The organism is Bacteroides xylanisolvens (genome assembly GCF_018289135.1).
GTDB classification, from domain to species: Bacteria; Bacteroidota; Bacteroidia; order Bacteroidales; family Bacteroidaceae; genus Bacteroides; species Bacteroides xylanisolvens.
Window position 1 is genome coordinate 5,007,967 of the sequence record NZ_CP072216.1, and the last position, 16,133, is coordinate 5,024,099.

Here is a 16,133-nt window from a genome sequence, read left to right on the forward strand (position 1 = left end):
TGAGCCGAAAGAGCGTAGAATCAAATAATGATGGAAAAAGAGATACAACGAAAGAAAAAGGTACTGATAGATCTTACGAATTATGGTAGTCTAACAGCTGGTTTCGGACAGATTGCGGCCAACTATGCGGCCGCTTTTTCGTCTATGCCGGTAGAGGATCTTCATTTTGTATATTTGTTGAGACAGAAATATATGCAGGAATTTGGCCCGAATGTGACCTCTGTTCCGGTACGTCGTATCAATAAGTTTTTCCCTTTTACTCTTCCTAAAGTAGATGTATGGCATGCGGTGAATCAGCAGCGGAAGTTGTTACGTATTGCCGGTGGTACAAAGTTTATCTTTACTATACATGACTTTAATTTCTTAACGGAGAAAAAGCCTTGGAAGGCTAAAATGTATCTTCGTCGGATGCAGAATAAGGTCAATAAGGCATCAGTAGTCACAACGATTTCTCATTATGTAGCAGATGTCATTCGCCAACATATAGATTTGAAGGGGAAAGAGATCCGGGTCATCTATAATGGGGTGGAGAGGATCGATATGTTGGAAGGAACCCAGCCGTCTTTTGCGACGGGACGTCCTTTCTTTTTTACGATTGGACAGATCCGTAGGAAAAAGAATTTCCATCTCCTGGTTGACGTAATGCGCCATTTCCCGGAATATGATTTGTATATTTGTGGAGATGCCCATTTCGCTTATGCTGAAGAAGTGCGTAATCTGATTCGTGAGAAGCAAGTCACTAATGTGTTTTTGACAGATGTAATCACTCAAAGTGAAAAGATTTGGTTGTATCGGAACTGTGAAGCGTTCCTGTTTCCTAGTGAAGGAGAAGGTTTTGGGCTGCCTGTGGTAGAAGCTATGCAGTTTGGAAAAGCTGTATTTGCTGCTAATCGCACTAGTTTGCCGGAAGTTTGTAATGGACATGCCATCATGTGGGAACATTTGGATACAGAATCTATGGTGCAAAGTATCCGGGAACATTTGCCTGATTTCTATAAAGATGAGGAACGCTTGACCAGAATGAAAGAACATGCAGCTTCATTCAGTTACGAGAAGCATATACAAGCTTATCTTGATTTATATCGCGAGTTAGCTCAATTGTCTTAATGTCGAAGTTAATTGATCGTATACCTTTTCCGGGGTAATTGATGCGAAACGTTCTTCATAAGTTAATGTTGCTTGTTGTTCCGGCGGAAGAATATCGTCGGGACTAATACCTCGGGCAAGTACGGAATTTGCAGGTAACCACATTGATTTAGAGGCGCTTGGTGAATAAATAGCGAATGAAGGAATTTCGAGGGCTTGCGCAATGTGTCGGGCTCCTCCTTCGTTTCCGAAATAAAACGAGCAGTTGGCGCAAAGTGCTGCCAGTTGTCGTAATGAAGAGGCTTGTATATCAATCTTGATGCGTTCCGGACATCCCAATTCCTTGTAGATATTTCTTGCATCTTCTTCTTCATACCCCGGTGCATAGTTGAAGATCATTTGTATGTCCTTGTATTCTTCCAATATTCTTTTAAGTGTGGTTATCATAAACTCCGTATTCCATTTTTTATGGAGGAGCTTGGTGGTGACTCCTATTAGGAATACAGGGCGCGCGAAATCTATCCCCTCCTTTTCCATATAATATCGAAAGTCTTTTTTCTCCTGGTCAGTGAGGTATAACCTGAATTCTTTTGTATATTGAATAGGCTTGATTTTCTCTAATGGCGCTGCAAGCAATAGGTTGCGTTCTACCATATCAGTTGTTAGACTATTGCTGTAAGTGTCTGTCCGATAATTTAATAGCAAACGTGTGTATCCCTTGATACGCCCTATCCGGAAAGGGGTTTTTAATGAAAAAAGAGAGAAAAAAAGAGTCCGGATCGTAGAACGCATATCGATGATGACATCGTATTTGTTTTGGTGCGTCACTTGCCATACTTTTTTTATATAAGCAGTGAATGGTTTATTCTCATTCTTGTCAAATGTAATAACCTTATCTATGTCCGGGTGACCCTCATAGAGCGATGCTATATTTTTATTCAGCACAAAGTGTATTTCTGCATCGGGAAAACTTTTTTTCAGCGTACTGCACAATGCAACAGCCAGAATAGAGTCCCCTATTTGTCTAAATCGAATAATCAGAATTTTTTTGATTGGTTTCATGCTTGACTTCTTTATGCTTTTTATCGTGCAAACATAGCTAAAAAAAAGCATTTATGTCTAAATATAAATGAAAAGAAAAAAGAAAAAACGACTAAAGTTGTTCGCAACAGTACTTATATGTATAGAGAGTTAGCCAATCTTTGTGAGAAAAGAAAAAAATATAGTCGGAATATGCCTTAATTTCTTTATCTTTGCTCCATCTTTGTAATTAGTATTATATAGGAGAGTGTAATGAGAGTGATTGTAAATCCCAAGTACGCGCATCTGCAGAAGGAGATAGAAGAAATTCCAAGGTCCTTCCAGGAAAAAGGAGATGTGGTGTACGATGGGCGTAATGTTTTAAAACGAATTGGCTTAGGCAGCATTGATGTTGTGGTGAAGAGCTTTAAGAAGCCTCACATCATCAATCGTGTTGTATATTCGTTTTTCCGGCAATCAAAAGCAGAGCGTTCCTATATTTACTCTATGGAAATTCAACAACATGGCTTTGACACTCCGGAGCCAGTTGCTATGATCGAACAATTCCAAAGTGGTCTTCTTTCACATAGCTATTACATTTGTTGTTATGATGGTGGCGAAACAGTCCGTTCCCTGATGGATGGGAAAGTGGAAGGAAATGAAGATAAACTTTCTGCTTTTGCGCGCTACACGGCTGCTTTGCATCAGGCAGGTATCCTGCATTTGGACTATTCTCCCGGCAATATATTGATCCATCAGAATGATGCGAATGAATATAGTTTTTCCTTGGTCGACGTGAATCGCATGCAGTTGCTATCGGATATTGATTGTGATACTGTGTGCCGTAATATGTGTCGTTTATGCATCTCTCGTGAAGTGCTGACTTATATAATGACAGAATACGCTTCTTTGAGGGGATGGGATGTAGAATCTACTGTTAGTCTGGCTCTTCGTTATAGCGATCAGTTCTTTACTCATTATATTTATCGTCGTGCGGCACGAAAAGAAAAAGAAAGGCATATCGTATCCCTGATTTTATTCTTCCGTTTGTACCGTTCAGTGCGTAAGTTCTTTTCCTGGGAACCGCATATCTCACGTTTCTTATTGAAAAAAGAAAAGCGCATTTATGATACATACTTGTGTAAGTATGACTATTGCGAATTGCTTTCTGCTGATTATCAATGATTAACTCTTACTTCCGCGCATGACTACACTGCGGATTTTATGCCTGAAAAAACCTTTCTGATTGGTATATGTGCAGTTATTCTTATCCAAAAATGCAGAAATGACTGCTTCGTCATCATGTAGATGGTATGTGCAAATTGCAAAATCCAACTTCTGGCAATTCTGGAATAAGTTCTTGCATCCGGCCAATGCATGCCGTTCAGCTCCTTCGATATCCATTTTTAGAAATAGATGCTCCTCCGTTTGATTGTTGAAGAAGTCATCCAGAGTTTGTTCTCTCGAAGAATTATGGTCGCTTACATATTTTTGGACAATCGTAACTTTATTTTGCCATGGTTCAAAAGTAGCTCTGATGGCCTCCAGCCATTGTTCGTCCTGCTCAAACAAGTAGACATGTTTAGCTTCTTCGATGATTTCCAATGAAGAATATCCTTCGGCGCAACCGACATCTACAAATACCTTTCCTGTCACTTCTTTAACGCTGTTGAAGTAATGGTGCGGTGAGCGCCTGTCTTGTTCCATGCTCAAAGCCCTGTAATATTTTTGAATTTTCCTGGCCGGAGTGCTCTTTCTGAAATAGAGCCGTTTCTCTTCTTTTTGAACATAGTATAAACCTTTCTCCTCGTCTTTCTGTACGTCAACGGGCATATTTGCATATTCATCTTTGAATTCATACAGGTGTCTTGAATATCCATGTTCTTTAATATATTCATAGTATTTCAGATAAGGAGAGCCGGGCTTATATCCTTTCATGAAATAATATGGGAGAGTGCCATATATAAATTTCTTTATTGTGTGTTTAAGTATGTTCATCTCATTAATTTCTTGTAGATGTTTAAGATCTCTTCCGCTTGCTTTTCTTCAGAGAATCTTTTGGCAAATATTTGCCCTTTTTCAATCATTACTTTCTTTCTTTCAGGGTCAGAGTATATCTGTTTGAAAGCATTGGCCATTCCTTTGATATCGTCGGGATGTATATAGATTGAGTCGGGACCTCCGGCTTCTTCCAGGCAAGAACCTGTTGCGGCTACTACCGGAATTCCGGAGTATAAAGCTTCTATAATGGGGATGCCAAAGCCTTCAAAGCGTGAAGGATATACAAAAATTTCAGCTAGCTGATAAAAAGTCGGCAGATCATCAAAAGGAACATTGCTGATGATGTGCACTCTTTCTTCCAGCTTATTCTCCTTAATAAAACGTTCAATCTTATCAGTGTATTCTGTATGGCGTCCTACAATGACAAGATGAATTTGTTCAGGAAGCATCGTCAGTGCTTGTACCGCCGAAAGGGCATTCTTTCGTTCTTCAATACTTCCTACGTTGAGGATATAGTGTTCCGGTAGCTGATATTTAGCTCGGACTTCTCTTTTTTTCTCTTCTGTTACAGGGTGCGTGAATGAAGTATCACATCCCTGATAAACAACTTCTATCTTATCGGCAGGAATCCCGAAATACTCAATAATATCACGTTTGGTACATTCGCTGATAGCAATGATTCTATCCGCATTTTCGCAGGCTTTGCGGAATTTGTATGTATATATATTCCTGTCGATCGAATGATAGTATTGTGGGTATCGCAGAAATATCAAATCGTGGATTGTTACGATACTTTTTACCTTACTTTTATGGATATTCAGGGGTAATTCATTGCTAAGTCCGTGAAAAATATCAATTCTTTCTTTTTCCAATTGGCGGGTGACTCCCAACACTCGCCATAACGAACTTAACTTTTTCCAGAAAGAAGTAGTGGGGTAAGAAAGCTGTAGTTGCCGATATTGCTTCGTTAATTTGTTCAGCCTTTTATTTTCCCGTTTCTTGGGGGCATACAATACATATTCATTCTCCGGATAGAATTGGCATAGAATATCCACTATATAGCGGCTATAATTACCCAAACCGGTGAAATTCTGTACTGCACGTTTTCCGTCAAAACCTATTCTCATTTCTACTTCTTACCTTTATGTGATTATAGTTAGACTTCAAATTCCCGATAAGGTTTATTCAGGTCTAAATAATGGAAATTGTGTTGTCTTTGCCCACTTTGTTTAGGTATGGTCATGTAATCTCCGTATTTCTGTGACAGATAGGCATCATATTTCTGTACTCCCCATACTTCTTCATCTTCAAATAAGACTGGAGTAGGGATGCCCAGAATATCTTTAGACATGATTCCTTTCATTCCGTCATCATAATCACAGACCAATGCGGATTGGTCGAAATCATACTTTTTCATTACTTTCCTGATACTTTCCTGTGCTCCGGTAAGGGTAAAAAGCTTTCTGCATAATAGCGGTATCCATGAACTGGGACCTTTTCCATGCTTGTATGGATCGCGATGAATCAGATAAAGTACACGTTTGTAGAATTCGTACTTTGCAAAATGCATTCTTTGCGCCATGCGGCTCTCCGGAACTCCGTCCAGTGGGAATATATCAATATATACGCCTCCCAAATATTTGAGATGCATACGTTCAATTAGAGTGGTGTCGGCATCCTGTACTTTTGCGAATGGAAGAGGATATTCCTTGTCGTTTTCAGCACATACAGCTTCGTATGGTTTCGGCAACCATTCTTTGGCATTAGCCATTAATAAATCATAATCGGCTCTTGGCATACCGATATCCAGATCATCATCCCAAGGGATAAATCCTTTGTGGCGGACGGCTCCCAGCATGGTGCCTGCCATGATGTAATATCGCAGATTATGTTCTTTGCAAACTTTGTCAACAGCTAATAAATTCTTTAATATGCGAAGCTGTAGAGGGCGGATATCGTAATTTGCCATTTCTATCTGAATTTGATTAATAAAGACTGGCTGGAATCAGCTTCTGTGCCTGTTGAAAGTCCTCTACGGTGTCCAGTTCGGCCGAGAAGAACTCGGTGGTATCCATGACGTAAAAGCTATATCCTTGCGGAATCAGTCGTTCAAAAGCCCGTTCGTAGAATATATTGTCCAGTCCTTCAATGGTAATCATAATTTCCAGTTCCCGGAATAGAGCTTTGGTGTATTCTGCTGACATCTTTTCGATACCGATAGACTCTCCGATAGCATCGGATATAGAACAGACTTTGCTGATTTCAACAACCTTTTGTGCATCGTCTACGATAACTTTTATTTCTTCCGCTCCAAGCTCATGGCGATTCAGTGCCAATATGTCGTTTTTATCCGAATGAAGCAGTCTTTTTACAATTTGAGGATCAAAAACAATGTCGCTGTCTAATAACAATATTTCTTCCCCGTCTGTATACGGTCGGGTAAGCCATAATGAATAGATATTGTTGGTTGATTCATATCTGTCATTATAGATGAAAGTAATATTTTGGACTGGATAACGTGCCTGCAGAAAATCAACGATTTGTTGCTGGCGATACCCCGTGACGATAATGAATTCGTCGAAGCCATTTTGTATCAGAGCATCAAAAGCCCTTTCCAGCAAACATCGTTCTCCTATCTTAAGGAGACATTTGGGCGTTGTATCGGTCAGCGGGCGTAAGCGTGATGCTATTCCTGCGGCTAATATTACTGCTTTCATTTGGATGCGATTTCTTTAATTGTATCTATAACGATCCGGTTTTGCTCTGGGCGTCCCAATGTGATACGCAAATGAGTGTTGATATCCGGTTCATTCATAAACTTCACTTTATAACTCTGTTCGGCAAAAGCCTTTTGTAAAGCCTCTTTTAGCTCTATCGGGTATTTGATTAAAATGAAATTGGCAACCGATTCATATACTTTGAATCCGGGTAATACGCCAATTTCCTTTTCGTAACGCTCACGGTCTTCGTTCATCAGTTTGGCGATGTTGCGGTAGTGTGCGTCCGATTTAAGAGCTGCAATGGCGATATCTTCGGATATTCGGTTGTATCCCAGATATTTATTGCTGTATCTGCTGAATTTTTCCAATTCCTTACTCATAAATCCGAATCCCATACGTAAACCGGGCAATCCATAAAACTTGGATAAAGTACGGGAAATAATCAAATTCTGATATTTATTAACCAGCTTTTTGATATAACTGGTATCAGTTGAAACAAAAGAAGCGTATGCCTCGTCTATCAGTACCACTGTTTGGCTGGGTACTTCTGCAAGCAGTTCATCCAGTTCTTTCGGAGTTAAACCGTTGCCGGTAGGGTTATTGGGAGAAGCCAGTAAAAGAATCTTCGGATTCTCTTTCTGAATCATATCTTTCAGCGTCTCAAAGTCATATTTAAAAGTGTTTCCGTCTTCGTAAAGAGGATATTGCAAAGTATGGCCATTCACCTCATCTGCAATTGATTTATAATACCACCATGAGAACTTGGGAATCAACATCGTTTTGTTTCCATCTTCTTGAGTCAGGAAGTAATGAACGGCTTGCTTCAGGATATCTTCTCCGCCGTATCCCAATAAAACTTGAGTTTCATCTATATCGTATAGTTCGGACAAGAAAACAGATAATATACTTTTCTTTCCTTCATCATAAATGCGGGTATAAAAACAAAGTTTATTTATATCGAAGTTTTTTAAAGCTTCTACTACTTCTTTTGATGGACTGTAGTTAAATTCGTTTCGATCTAAAAAGTTCAAATTCTTTTCCATATTAGTTTTGTATGATTCCTTTATCGCACCAGGTTAGTTTCCTGACTTTTGTTTCGTTCAAAATACTGCGGTTGTTGTTTAGATTATCTGTTCCGTGTAGTTCATGATGAAGATGGAACACGATTCCCGCAAATTTGATGGTACGCTTGCGTACACCGCTGTTGATAAGGCGGCATACTAATTCATGATCTTCACTTCCCCATCCGGTAATAGCTTCATTGTACCCATTGACTTTTAACAAATCCTCTTTCCAGAAAGCCATATTGCATCCTCTCGAGTAAGAAACATCCCATTGACGATAATGTTGAAGTAGTGGACTCAACCAAGGTAAATGTACTCCGTTGATTGTGTTTTTAGTACCTTTGTCGTGAATGGAAATGATGCAGTTTTTTTCTGCTAACATTTTTCTCGTTAAGCCTTCCCGGATTAATACACGGCTACCGGTTACAAAACTACCTTTTTTTGCAAAACGTACATGATCTTTGACGAAATCTTTGTGTAAGACGATATCTCCGTCAATTTGTATAATATATTCTTTAGATGCTTTCGCAATAGCTTTGTTGCGGATGGAGGCCAGTCTGAAGCCTAAATCCTCATGCCAAACATGAATAATGGGAACTTCAGAGGAAGCTGCCAATTGATGAATTAGTTCTCCTGTGTCTTCTTTAGAACCATCATCGGCAATGATAATTTCATCAGGAAGGAGAGATTGACGTAGCACGCTTTTAACGCATAATTCTAATGCGTCGCTTCTATTATAGGTGGATATAATTAGCGATGTACTTATGTTGCTCGCCATTGGTTTATTCATATAATTATTACTATGTTAGTTAAATAGTTAAGGGGGCTTGCACTAAAATTCTACAAATGTATACATTTTATTTGGTTGTGACAAGTGTTAAAGGCTTTTTTGCTAAACATTAGAGGGTTAGCGTCTTTTTTAAGAATAATATCTGTATCTTTGCTATCAGTTTGTTATTATAACTAAGATTAATAGTGTATTTGTAATGGAAAATCATTCGGTGGAAGTTAGTGTAATCATTCCTAATTATAACTATGCTCGTTTTTTGCGGCAACGTATCGAATCGGTATTGGCCCAAACATATACAGATTATGAGATTATATTATTGGATGATGCGTCAACGGATGATAGTACATCTATTTTAAAACATTATAGTGCTAATCCTCATGTCAGTCATTTGGAGATTAACTCAGTCAATACAGGAAGTCCTTTTGCTCAATGGCAGAAAGGCATTAGTTTGTCTCGTGGAAAGTACATTTGGATTGCCGAAAGTGACGATGCGGCTGAACCCTCTTTTTTGAAAAAGGCAGTCTCTGTTTTGAAACAATATCCGGATGCTTCTTTTTGCTTTCTGGGTTCACATTGTATAGATGGGGAAGGTAATCAGTTAACTACTGATTTTGATCGTTGGACTTCAAAACAGTTGAGTCGTTCCCATAATATGGGTGTTTTTGATGGTGAAGATTATATAAAACATAATCTTTATTGGCGTAACTATATTTACAATGCTAGTGGTGTTGTCTTTCGTAAACAATGTTTTGAACAAATAAAAGACTTGTCTTGCTTTTCAATGCGCTATAGTGGCGATTGGCTTTTCTGGATAGAAATGGCCAAGCAAGGAATGGTAGTCGAAGTTTATGAAAAATTGAATAATTTTCGTTTGCATAATGTAAGCACTACCAAGAAGGGGCAAAAGACAGGCGATGGGGTTCGAGAAGACATATATATAGTAAATAGAATAGAGCATTCTCTCGTTAATATAGGGAGGCAAAGAAAGACTGTGCGTCATGGGAGCTTTTATAAAGAGATAAAAAGACTTAAGGTTCCTACTGAAATCAAGGAGGAACTTACATTGCACTTAGTAGCTTCTTTAAAAGCAAATTCTAGTGATTATTATGTAGAACGATTTAATAAAAGTTTTAGTTGGCTGATGCCTTGGTTGATTACTCGTGATAAAGATCGTCTGTGATTACTGGATGTTTTTATTGGAAATGATAATGTTTATGAAATACTTGCTAATAATCACTTAAAAGTAAATTTAGTCGGTGGATTTTTCTATCTTATCTGCAATAATATTACCAACAGTTTCACTAGCTATAGTTGCCCAATGCGTATCATCTATATGATAAACGTCTTTGACTCCGCTGGCAATCATTTCTCTAAAATTATCTCTAGGATTAATAAACCATTTTAGTTGGTTAATTCCATTTTCTTCTAGTTGATCAATTACTTTCTTAGGCGGGTATGGATTATTTATTATATATGGTTGGTATACATCATATTTATCGGGAGCTATCATATAATAGAGGTCAATGCCTTTTTCTTGAAAGCGTTTATGAAGGTAGTTTAGTTTGTCTAAAATGGCGTTGTATTCTTCTTCTGTGATTGATAATTTCCATAAATCGTCATTGTAAAAATAGAAGGTGTTGTATGGTGGAACAGAGAAACAATCAGTGTTTAACTGTACTTCTTTTACTGGCCTTTTTGATTTGTATAAATGATATTTGATATATTTAAACGTTTCCATTAAATAATCTTTCTTCTTTTTTCTGTAAAATTATTTTCTGGCTTATTGTCTTCTTTCTCAAGAGTATAATTGATGTCTTTAATATCTCTAAAGCTAAGTATATGCTGTACAAATTCTCTTTCGACCGTTTCAATAATAACAGTCTTACATCCTAGGCTAGCATATATATCGTTATTCAATAAATACAATGCGATATCTTCAGAGCTATATCCTCTTCCTCTTGGATCAGGATAGTTGAGGATTCTTTCTCCTAATTTGGCTGCTAAATAATTTTGATAACCACTGAAACCTTGTTGGCTAAAGGAGTCTCCTATGGTCATAACTTTGTAATTTCTTTGTATGTTGTCATAATATGTATCTACCTTGTTCTCTGATAATGGTGTACCTAAATTGGTTTGGGTTTTGTCTATGTAAAAGTAGCCAAGTTTCCCTAAATCACCGGCTTTGGTTAGACGATCTATCAAATAGAAATTCACATAAAAACCATATGCGTATATTAATACCATGACAGGGAATATGGTGAATAAGCATTTTAATATAAATTTTCTCATAAAGTTCTAGAATTGAAAATAGATAAATGTTTGAATATCATTAGAGTAATAAAATATATAATAGAATATGGCACAGTAGATTCCCCATCTGATTATAGGGTATTTTATATTTATTTCTAGTCCGTGCATTTTGCGTCTGTTAATCCATTCTATGATAATCAAAATAGCAATGTATTGGATGCATTTAACTCCATATTCAAGCGATGAAGGTTGCCATTTAGTAAACATATAAATGATATATTGATAGGCCTCTTTTATATTTTCGGCGCGGAAGATAACCCAACCAATCATTACAAGAATGAAAGTACTAATAATCTGTCCAAGTTCTTTGAGGGATGGTAGGTATTTGTTTTCAGCTACTATGTCTTTATACTTTCTGTTTCTTCCCATGAGTAATAATGGTAGAAATAGTAGAGCATGAAATGCACCCCAACAAATAAACGTCCAATTGGCTCCATGCCAGAGACCGCTAACTAAGAAAATTATCATAGTGTTACGGAAAGATTTCCATTTGCTACATCGACTTCCTCCTAATGGGATATAAATATAATCTCTGAACCAAGTGGTGAGTGAAATATGCCAACGTCTCCAAAATTCGGCAATATCTCTAGAAAAATATGGAAAGTTGAAGTTCTGTAGTAAGTTAATGCCAAATAACTTTGCTGTACCTATAGCGATGTCCGAGTATCCAGAAAAGTCTCCATAAATTTGGAAAGTAAATAAGAAAGCTCCCCAAACCAGATTCAAACTATCAAGTGTTTGATAATTTGCAAAGATTTGATTGACTGCGACAGCGCATGTGTCTGCTACAACAATCTTTTTGAATAATCCCCATAAAATTTGCCTCATACCATCTACTGCCGCTGTGTAATCGAAAGTTCGTTGGCTTTCGAACTGCGGTAGTAAATTGGTCGCTCTTTCGATAGGACCTGCAACAAGTTGAGGAAAAAAACTGATAAAAGCAAAGAATGCTACAATATCATGTGTGGGTTTCATCTTGTGACGGTAGATATCGATTGTATAACTAAGTGCTTGAAATGTATAGAAGCTAATTCCTACTGGAAGTAAGATATCTAATGTGACCCAATCCAATTCAAATCCAAACCACTGAAACAGGTGTTGTAAATTTTCCGAGAAGAAGTTGAAATACTTGAATATTCCTAATATGGTTAGGTTTAATACAATGTTGGCAATACTTATTAAACGTTGGATGTGTCTATGTCCTTCTTGCCGTTCAAGTAGGATTCCGCTTGCATAGCTACATAAAGTAGTAAACGCTATTAAGATAAGAAAGCGCCAATCCCACCAACCATAAAATAGATAACTAGCTACAACAACAAATAAGTTTTGTGCCCTTAATTTTTTGAAAGCAAACCAATATAATAAGAATACTATTGGTAGAAAGACTAAGAATTCGAATGAGTTAAATAGCACGGCCTAATTTTTTTGCAAAGATAAATATAAAATAATTATTGATATTGTAAATGCATGTAATTTTGTTTACGTCTTATAAATAACTATGTTCTAAGAATAGATGTATATAGACGCTCTATCTGTTTGGCATTGTTCTCAATAGAGTATAATGACGAAACATAATTATATGCTCGTTCGATGATTTCAGTGTATTGTTGTATCTGTTTTTGTTCTATATCTGTTAAATGCGTGGCTAATTGCTGTTCGTTGGTAAAACGAAGAGCAATTTCTTTATTGTATTTTTTTTGACCATTGTCAAATTGTTCTTTTGTTCCGGCAGTATCTTTTCCAATAACTAAGCATTTGTTAAACATAGCTTCTGCTGTAATTAGACCAAATGCTTCAAACGGTGACGGGACGATTAAAGCTGTTGCGCGATTCATTAGATCATATATTTGATTGGTGGGTAATGCTCCTTTAAGCGTAATATTATTTTGTATATTGTATTTTCCTATTAGTCTATCAATTTTTTGTTTTGTCTTTGAAGAATAGTTTCCGGCAAGTATTAATTTGAAGGTACCTCCTCTTAGTAGATAGTCTTTATAGCTATTTAATAGTGAAAATATGCCTTTCTCTTTCACGATGCGTCCTACAAATAGAAAATACTTTTCTTTAGGAAACTCTTTAGGTTTATAACTTTGCCTCAAAACACCGTCGTAAATAATAGTCGAGTTTTCCTCCTTTAGTTGGTAGAAATTATATATACCTTTTGTTATTGCTATATTGAAATTGCCGGATTTGTGTAGTTGTTTTTTTAAATATGGAAGTGAGTAAGCGTGTGAATGTCCAAAATCTAAAGATTGATACTCTCTTAGGTGCCATATATGTGGAATCTTTAGTGATTGAGCTGCAGTAGCCCCAAACTGATATGCAGAAGAATTGGTATGAATAATATCAATCTTATATTGTTTGGATAATTCTATGATTTGTTTGGTAAAGAATTTCTTTTTATTTTTTAATTTAAAGGCATATATGGGACGAGTAATATAATTCCATAAATTTTTTTTTGAGGGATACCAGAAGAAGTCGTAGTTAAGAATACTATATGGTATATTTTCCGATTTCAATTTATTAATGGTTGATTGGCTAGCTAATTTCCCTAATGTGACATAAGGCCTTATTTTGCTTTTAAGTTCTTTAATTAAAGTGATTAATGCTTGGTCAGAGCCTCCTTCACCTACTGCTATGTATAAGACGTTAATCATTTTGATGGAACTTTATTGAATTTGGTTTATGACTTCTTTTGTTATGTGTATGGCATCTTTTTACGATGAACTATCTAATAATATTTTTTGGTAAAAGTACTACAAGTATTAAGACATATAATTCTATACCATATAAATTTGAAAAGGATTTTATTTCGCCACTTGCTATTTTTATAGGTCTCACGATAGAGCTTCATTTCTCTAAAAGCGCGTTTAAAGGGTGCCGATCCTTTAATGATATTTTTTATGCGTTTATATTCTTTCTTTTCTTGTATCGACTTTATACTTGATGGATTGAGTTCTCTGCTTTTTTTGTAGAATTCAATCTTTGATTGTGTGTCATTGGTATCATAAGCTAAAACAGGGAATGTATTGATGGTTTTATTGTATATTCTTGCATATTCATTAGCCATTTCTTTTACAGACTTCATTTCTTTTAAATAATGTCTGATATTCTCTTTTTTCTTTTGATATTCTCCTGCGATGTTTGATTTGACTGTTAAAATGAACTTAAAAATATCTTTTGCGGTACTGTGTATGGGGAAAATCCATCCTGCATCAATTGCTTTCACCCGTTCAGCTATAGCTCCTAAATCGAATGTGATTACAGGAATTTCAGCAATAAGGCTTTCTGATAAAGTATAGGAATATGTTTCTGGCCACATGGACATTAAACATACTAGTTTAATGTCGTTCTCAAGTAGTAGATTAGGTAGGTCTTTCTGTAAATATTCACCATGATAGATATAATTTTGTTTATTGGTGTTATATTTTTTATTTTCTGCCATTCCAAAGAGATGGATTGTTATCTCGGATTTTCTAGCTTCAGCTATTAACCCTTTTAAATATCTTAAACCTTTTTCTTCTGAAATCCCACCAATAAAAGCGATATTAAACTTTTCTTTTTTGTTTTTCTTTATGTTAGAATAATTCGATTCTTTGTTTGCTTGATTGTAGCCATGTTCTATTACGTCGATTGTTAGGTCTTTGTATATATCTAAAACAATATTCTTAGTATTGGAAGAGGGGACGATTATTTTCTTTGCTAATTTAAGATTCGAATAAAATTCTTTTCTCCATAACGGTATAAAATTAATATTCAGTTTAAACTTTTTTGATATGCATGAACTACATCCATTTTGGTTGTTATAATTACAAAGAAATGTTTCCTCGTCGAAGAGTTTTACCGAAGGACATATTGAATAAAAATCATGCATTGTATATATAAAGGGAACGTTCTTCTCTTGTGCCACTTTGAAAATATCCAAATACATGTTTCTTAAGTGATGGATATGGATTAAATCTATTCTTAGGGCCGTTATCAATCTCTCAATATCTTTCTTGAAAACATCATTATAAAGATTTAAAGCTGTATATTGAGAATACATGCCTAGAGAAACAGTAATTTCGTCAGATGAAAAATAAGAGGTTAGATAGTATCTGAAATCATCCACAGAATAATAGATTACATGAAAATTAAATTCCTTTCGCATGTTTCTAATTAAATCATGTACATGCAATGTTGTTCCGCCGATGTTCCTTTCGTTGATCGCTTTGAACTCATGTATTACAATCAGTACATTCTTTTTAGAATACATATCTGTGTTATAACGCACATTCAGTTGTATCTCTGAGATCGGATTTTGTTGAACAAAAGCTTCAGTGTTTGCAAAGCATACCGGGTATCTCTCTTTTAATATTTGTAGATGAGAGTTTATCAAATTGGTCTTTTCTTGAGTGAAAGATTGGGTTCCTTTATGATAAATATATGTGTTATCACATAATAAATGTCTATATCCAGCTTGTAAACATCTATATGAGAAATCATTTTCTTCCCCATATCCTTTTCCAAAAGTTTCTTCGTCGAATAGACCTAGATCGTCTATTGCCTCTCTTTTAATATACATACAGAATCCGTGCGCAGTAGGAATATCAGGAAATAAATTCATGCTGCATTTTTCGACAATGTCAGCATATTCTTCTACACTTAAACCTGGAGGAATGGTGTTTTCTGCCAAAAAAATAGGTACAGATGCTAAAGTCGCGTTATTGGATAGGGGAGTAACAGTAGCTACTGCAGGTTTACTATATGCGCAATTTTGTATTTTGGAAAGCCAATTTCTAGTTACTTCAGTGTCACTATTTAATAAGACTACATCATGGTGTGAATATTGCATGCCAATATTCACAGTTCGGACAAATCCTTGATTATCTTTGTTATCTATTAATATGATATTTAGCGATTGATTTTCTTTTATAAAAGAATTCAATAAGGGCAATATTCTTTCGTCTGTGCTTTTATCATTGACTAACAATAATGTGTGCTGGGTAAGATCTGTATGCTCAATTACTGTTTCAATGCACTTTTTGACAAAATCAAAAGCATTATAAATGGGTATTATAATATCGATATCCATAGTGCGTAAAAATTGTTAGATACAAAGGTATGAAGAAAAATAGAAGTGGCAAGGGAACTTACGTTTTA

General features: G+C 36.1%; 15 protein-coding genes. 3 read left to right on the forward strand and 12 right to left on the reverse strand.

The window, feature by feature from the left end; genetic code table 11:
* Nucleotides 1-30: 30 nt before the first annotated feature.
* On the forward strand, nucleotides 31-1,107 hold the full coding sequence (locus INE92_RS20770) for a glycosyltransferase family 4 protein (RefSeq protein ID WP_061448425.1): 1,077 nt from the start codon (nucleotides 31-33) through the stop codon (nucleotides 1,105-1,107).
* Here the strand turns inward: INE92_RS20770 and INE92_RS20775 are convergent.
* Nucleotides 1,090-2,148 (reverse strand): glycosyltransferase family 9 protein, encoded by a 1,059-nt coding sequence (locus INE92_RS20775; RefSeq protein ID WP_195436609.1) that lies wholly within the window; start codon nucleotides 2,146-2,148, stop codon nucleotides 1,090-1,092. The genes INE92_RS20770 and INE92_RS20775 overlap by 18 nt on opposite strands.
* Nucleotides 2,149-2,379: 231 nt before the next feature.
* On the opposite strand from INE92_RS20775, the gene INE92_RS20780 reads away from it, so the two are divergent.
* Entirely contained in the window at nucleotides 2,380-3,291 is a 912-nt protein-coding gene (locus INE92_RS20780) for a lipopolysaccharide kinase InaA family protein (protein WP_004315559.1), read from the forward strand.
* Here INE92_RS20780 and INE92_RS20785 read toward each other — a convergent pair whose 3' ends face one another.
* The 6 genes from INE92_RS20785 to INE92_RS20810 are packed head-to-tail and all read right to left on the reverse strand — an operon-like array spanning nucleotide 3,292 to nucleotide 8,681.
* On the reverse strand, nucleotides 3,292-4,104 hold the full coding sequence (locus INE92_RS20785; RefSeq protein ID WP_008641784.1) for an FkbM family methyltransferase: 813 nt from the start codon (nucleotides 4,102-4,104) through the stop codon (nucleotides 3,292-3,294).
* Complete coding sequence (locus INE92_RS20790; RefSeq protein ID WP_008641786.1) at nucleotides 4,101-5,234, reverse strand: glycosyltransferase family 4 protein; 1,134 nt, start codon at nucleotides 5,232-5,234, stop codon at nucleotides 4,101-4,103. Before INE92_RS20790 ends, INE92_RS20785 begins: the two co-directional genes overlap by 4 nt.
* Before the next feature lie 29 nt (nucleotides 5,235-5,263).
* On the reverse strand, nucleotides 5,264-6,076 hold the full coding sequence (locus INE92_RS20795; protein ID WP_004315562.1) for a LicD family protein: 813 nt from the start codon (nucleotides 6,074-6,076) through the stop codon (nucleotides 5,264-5,266).
* 16 nt (nucleotides 6,077-6,092) lie between these two features.
* Nucleotides 6,093-6,824 (reverse strand): phosphocholine cytidylyltransferase family protein, encoded by a 732-nt coding sequence (locus tag INE92_RS20800; protein ID WP_008641788.1) that lies wholly within the window; start codon nucleotides 6,822-6,824, stop codon nucleotides 6,093-6,095.
* A complete protein-coding gene (locus tag INE92_RS20805; RefSeq protein WP_004315564.1) occupies nucleotides 6,821-7,870 on the reverse strand; it encodes a pyridoxal phosphate-dependent aminotransferase in 1,050 nt (349 codons plus the stop codon). Before INE92_RS20805 ends, INE92_RS20800 begins: the two co-directional genes overlap by 4 nt.
* A 1-nt stretch (nucleotide 7,871) precedes the next feature.
* The gene (locus INE92_RS20810) at nucleotides 7,872-8,681 is read right to left on the reverse strand and encodes a glycosyltransferase family 2 protein (RefSeq protein WP_032841911.1); all 810 of its coding nucleotides are present in this window, start codon (nucleotides 8,679-8,681) and stop codon (nucleotides 7,872-7,874) included.
* Between the two features lie 196 nt (nucleotides 8,682-8,877).
* Here INE92_RS20810 and INE92_RS20815 point away from each other — a divergent pair, with 196 nt between their 5' ends.
* A complete protein-coding gene (locus INE92_RS20815) occupies nucleotides 8,878-9,861 on the forward strand; it encodes a glycosyltransferase family 2 protein (protein ID WP_008641793.1) in 984 nt (327 codons plus the stop codon).
* A gap of 69 nt (nucleotides 9,862-9,930) precedes the next feature.
* Here the strand turns inward: INE92_RS20815 and INE92_RS26990 are convergent, their stop codons facing one another.
* The 5 genes from INE92_RS26990 to INE92_RS20835 form a co-directional block, all read right to left on the reverse strand.
* Complete coding sequence (locus tag INE92_RS26990; protein ID WP_233476897.1) at nucleotides 9,931-10,419, reverse strand: alginate O-acetyltransferase AlgX-related protein; 489 nt, start codon at nucleotides 10,417-10,419, stop codon at nucleotides 9,931-9,933.
* On the reverse strand, nucleotides 10,419-10,970 hold the full coding sequence (locus INE92_RS26995) for a hypothetical protein (protein ID WP_233476898.1): 552 nt from the start codon (nucleotides 10,968-10,970) through the stop codon (nucleotides 10,419-10,421). The genes INE92_RS26990 and INE92_RS26995 overlap by 1 nt, the downstream gene beginning before the upstream one ends.
* Nucleotides 10,971-10,976: 6 nt before the next feature.
* Nucleotides 10,977-12,404, reverse strand: coding sequence for an MBOAT family O-acyltransferase (locus INE92_RS20825; protein ID WP_008641797.1), 1,428 nt, complete (start codon nucleotides 12,402-12,404; stop codon nucleotides 10,977-10,979).
* Nucleotides 12,405-12,487: 83 nt separating this feature from the next.
* Nucleotides 12,488-13,648 carry a glycosyltransferase family 4 protein gene (locus INE92_RS20830; protein WP_008641799.1) on the reverse strand — a complete coding sequence of 387 codons (1,161 nt, stop codon included), beginning with the start codon at nucleotides 13,646-13,648 and terminating at the stop codon, nucleotides 12,488-12,490.
* Nucleotides 13,649-13,722: 74 nt separating this feature from the next.
* On the reverse strand, nucleotides 13,723-16,065 hold the full coding sequence (locus INE92_RS20835; protein ID WP_008641801.1) for a glycosyltransferase: 2,343 nt from the start codon (nucleotides 16,063-16,065) through the stop codon (nucleotides 13,723-13,725).
* Nucleotides 16,066-16,133 lie beyond the last annotated feature (68 nt).

Excerpts from the sequence above, each read along its gene's own strand:
- INE92_RS20775 (WP_195436609.1), bottom strand. The coding sequence starts at position 2,148 with ATGAAACCAATCAAAAAAATTCTGATTATTCGATTTAGACAAATAGGG.
- INE92_RS20770 (WP_061448425.1), top strand. The coding sequence starts at position 31 with ATGGAAAAAGAGATACAACGAAAGAAAAAGGTACTGATAGATCTTACG.
- INE92_RS20795 (WP_004315562.1), bottom strand. The coding sequence starts at position 6,076 with ATGGCAAATTACGATATCCGCCCTCTACAGCTTCGCATATTAAAGAAT.
- INE92_RS20800 (WP_008641788.1), bottom strand. The coding sequence starts at position 6,824 with ATGAAAGCAGTAATATTAGCCGCAGGAATAGCATCACGCTTACGCCCG.
- INE92_RS20810 (WP_032841911.1), bottom strand. The coding sequence starts at position 8,681 with ATGAATAAACCAATGGCGAGCAACATAAGTACATCGCTAATTATATCC.
- INE92_RS26995 (WP_233476898.1), bottom strand. The coding sequence starts at position 10,970 with ATGAGAAAATTTATATTAAAATGCTTATTCACCATATTCCCTGTCATG.
- INE92_RS20790 (WP_008641786.1), bottom strand. The coding sequence starts at position 5,234 with ATGAGAATAGGTTTTGACGGAAAACGTGCAGTACAGAATTTCACCGGT.
- INE92_RS20785 (WP_008641784.1), bottom strand. The coding sequence starts at position 4,104 with ATGAACATACTTAAACACACAATAAAGAAATTTATATATGGCACTCTC.
- INE92_RS26990 (WP_233476897.1), bottom strand. The coding sequence starts at position 10,419 with ATGGAAACGTTTAAATATATCAAATATCATTTATACAAATCAAAAAGG.
- INE92_RS20835 (WP_008641801.1), bottom strand. The coding sequence starts at position 16,065 with ATGGATATCGATATTATAATACCCATTTATAATGCTTTTGATTTTGTC.
- INE92_RS20780 (WP_004315559.1), top strand. The coding sequence starts at position 2,380 with ATGAGAGTGATTGTAAATCCCAAGTACGCGCATCTGCAGAAGGAGATA.
- INE92_RS20815 (WP_008641793.1), top strand. The coding sequence starts at position 8,878 with ATGGAAAATCATTCGGTGGAAGTTAGTGTAATCATTCCTAATTATAAC.
- INE92_RS20830 (WP_008641799.1), bottom strand. The coding sequence starts at position 13,648 with ATGATTAACGTCTTATACATAGCAGTAGGTGAAGGAGGCTCTGACCAA.
- INE92_RS20805 (WP_004315564.1), bottom strand. The coding sequence starts at position 7,870 with ATGGAAAAGAATTTGAACTTTTTAGATCGAAACGAATTTAACTACAGT.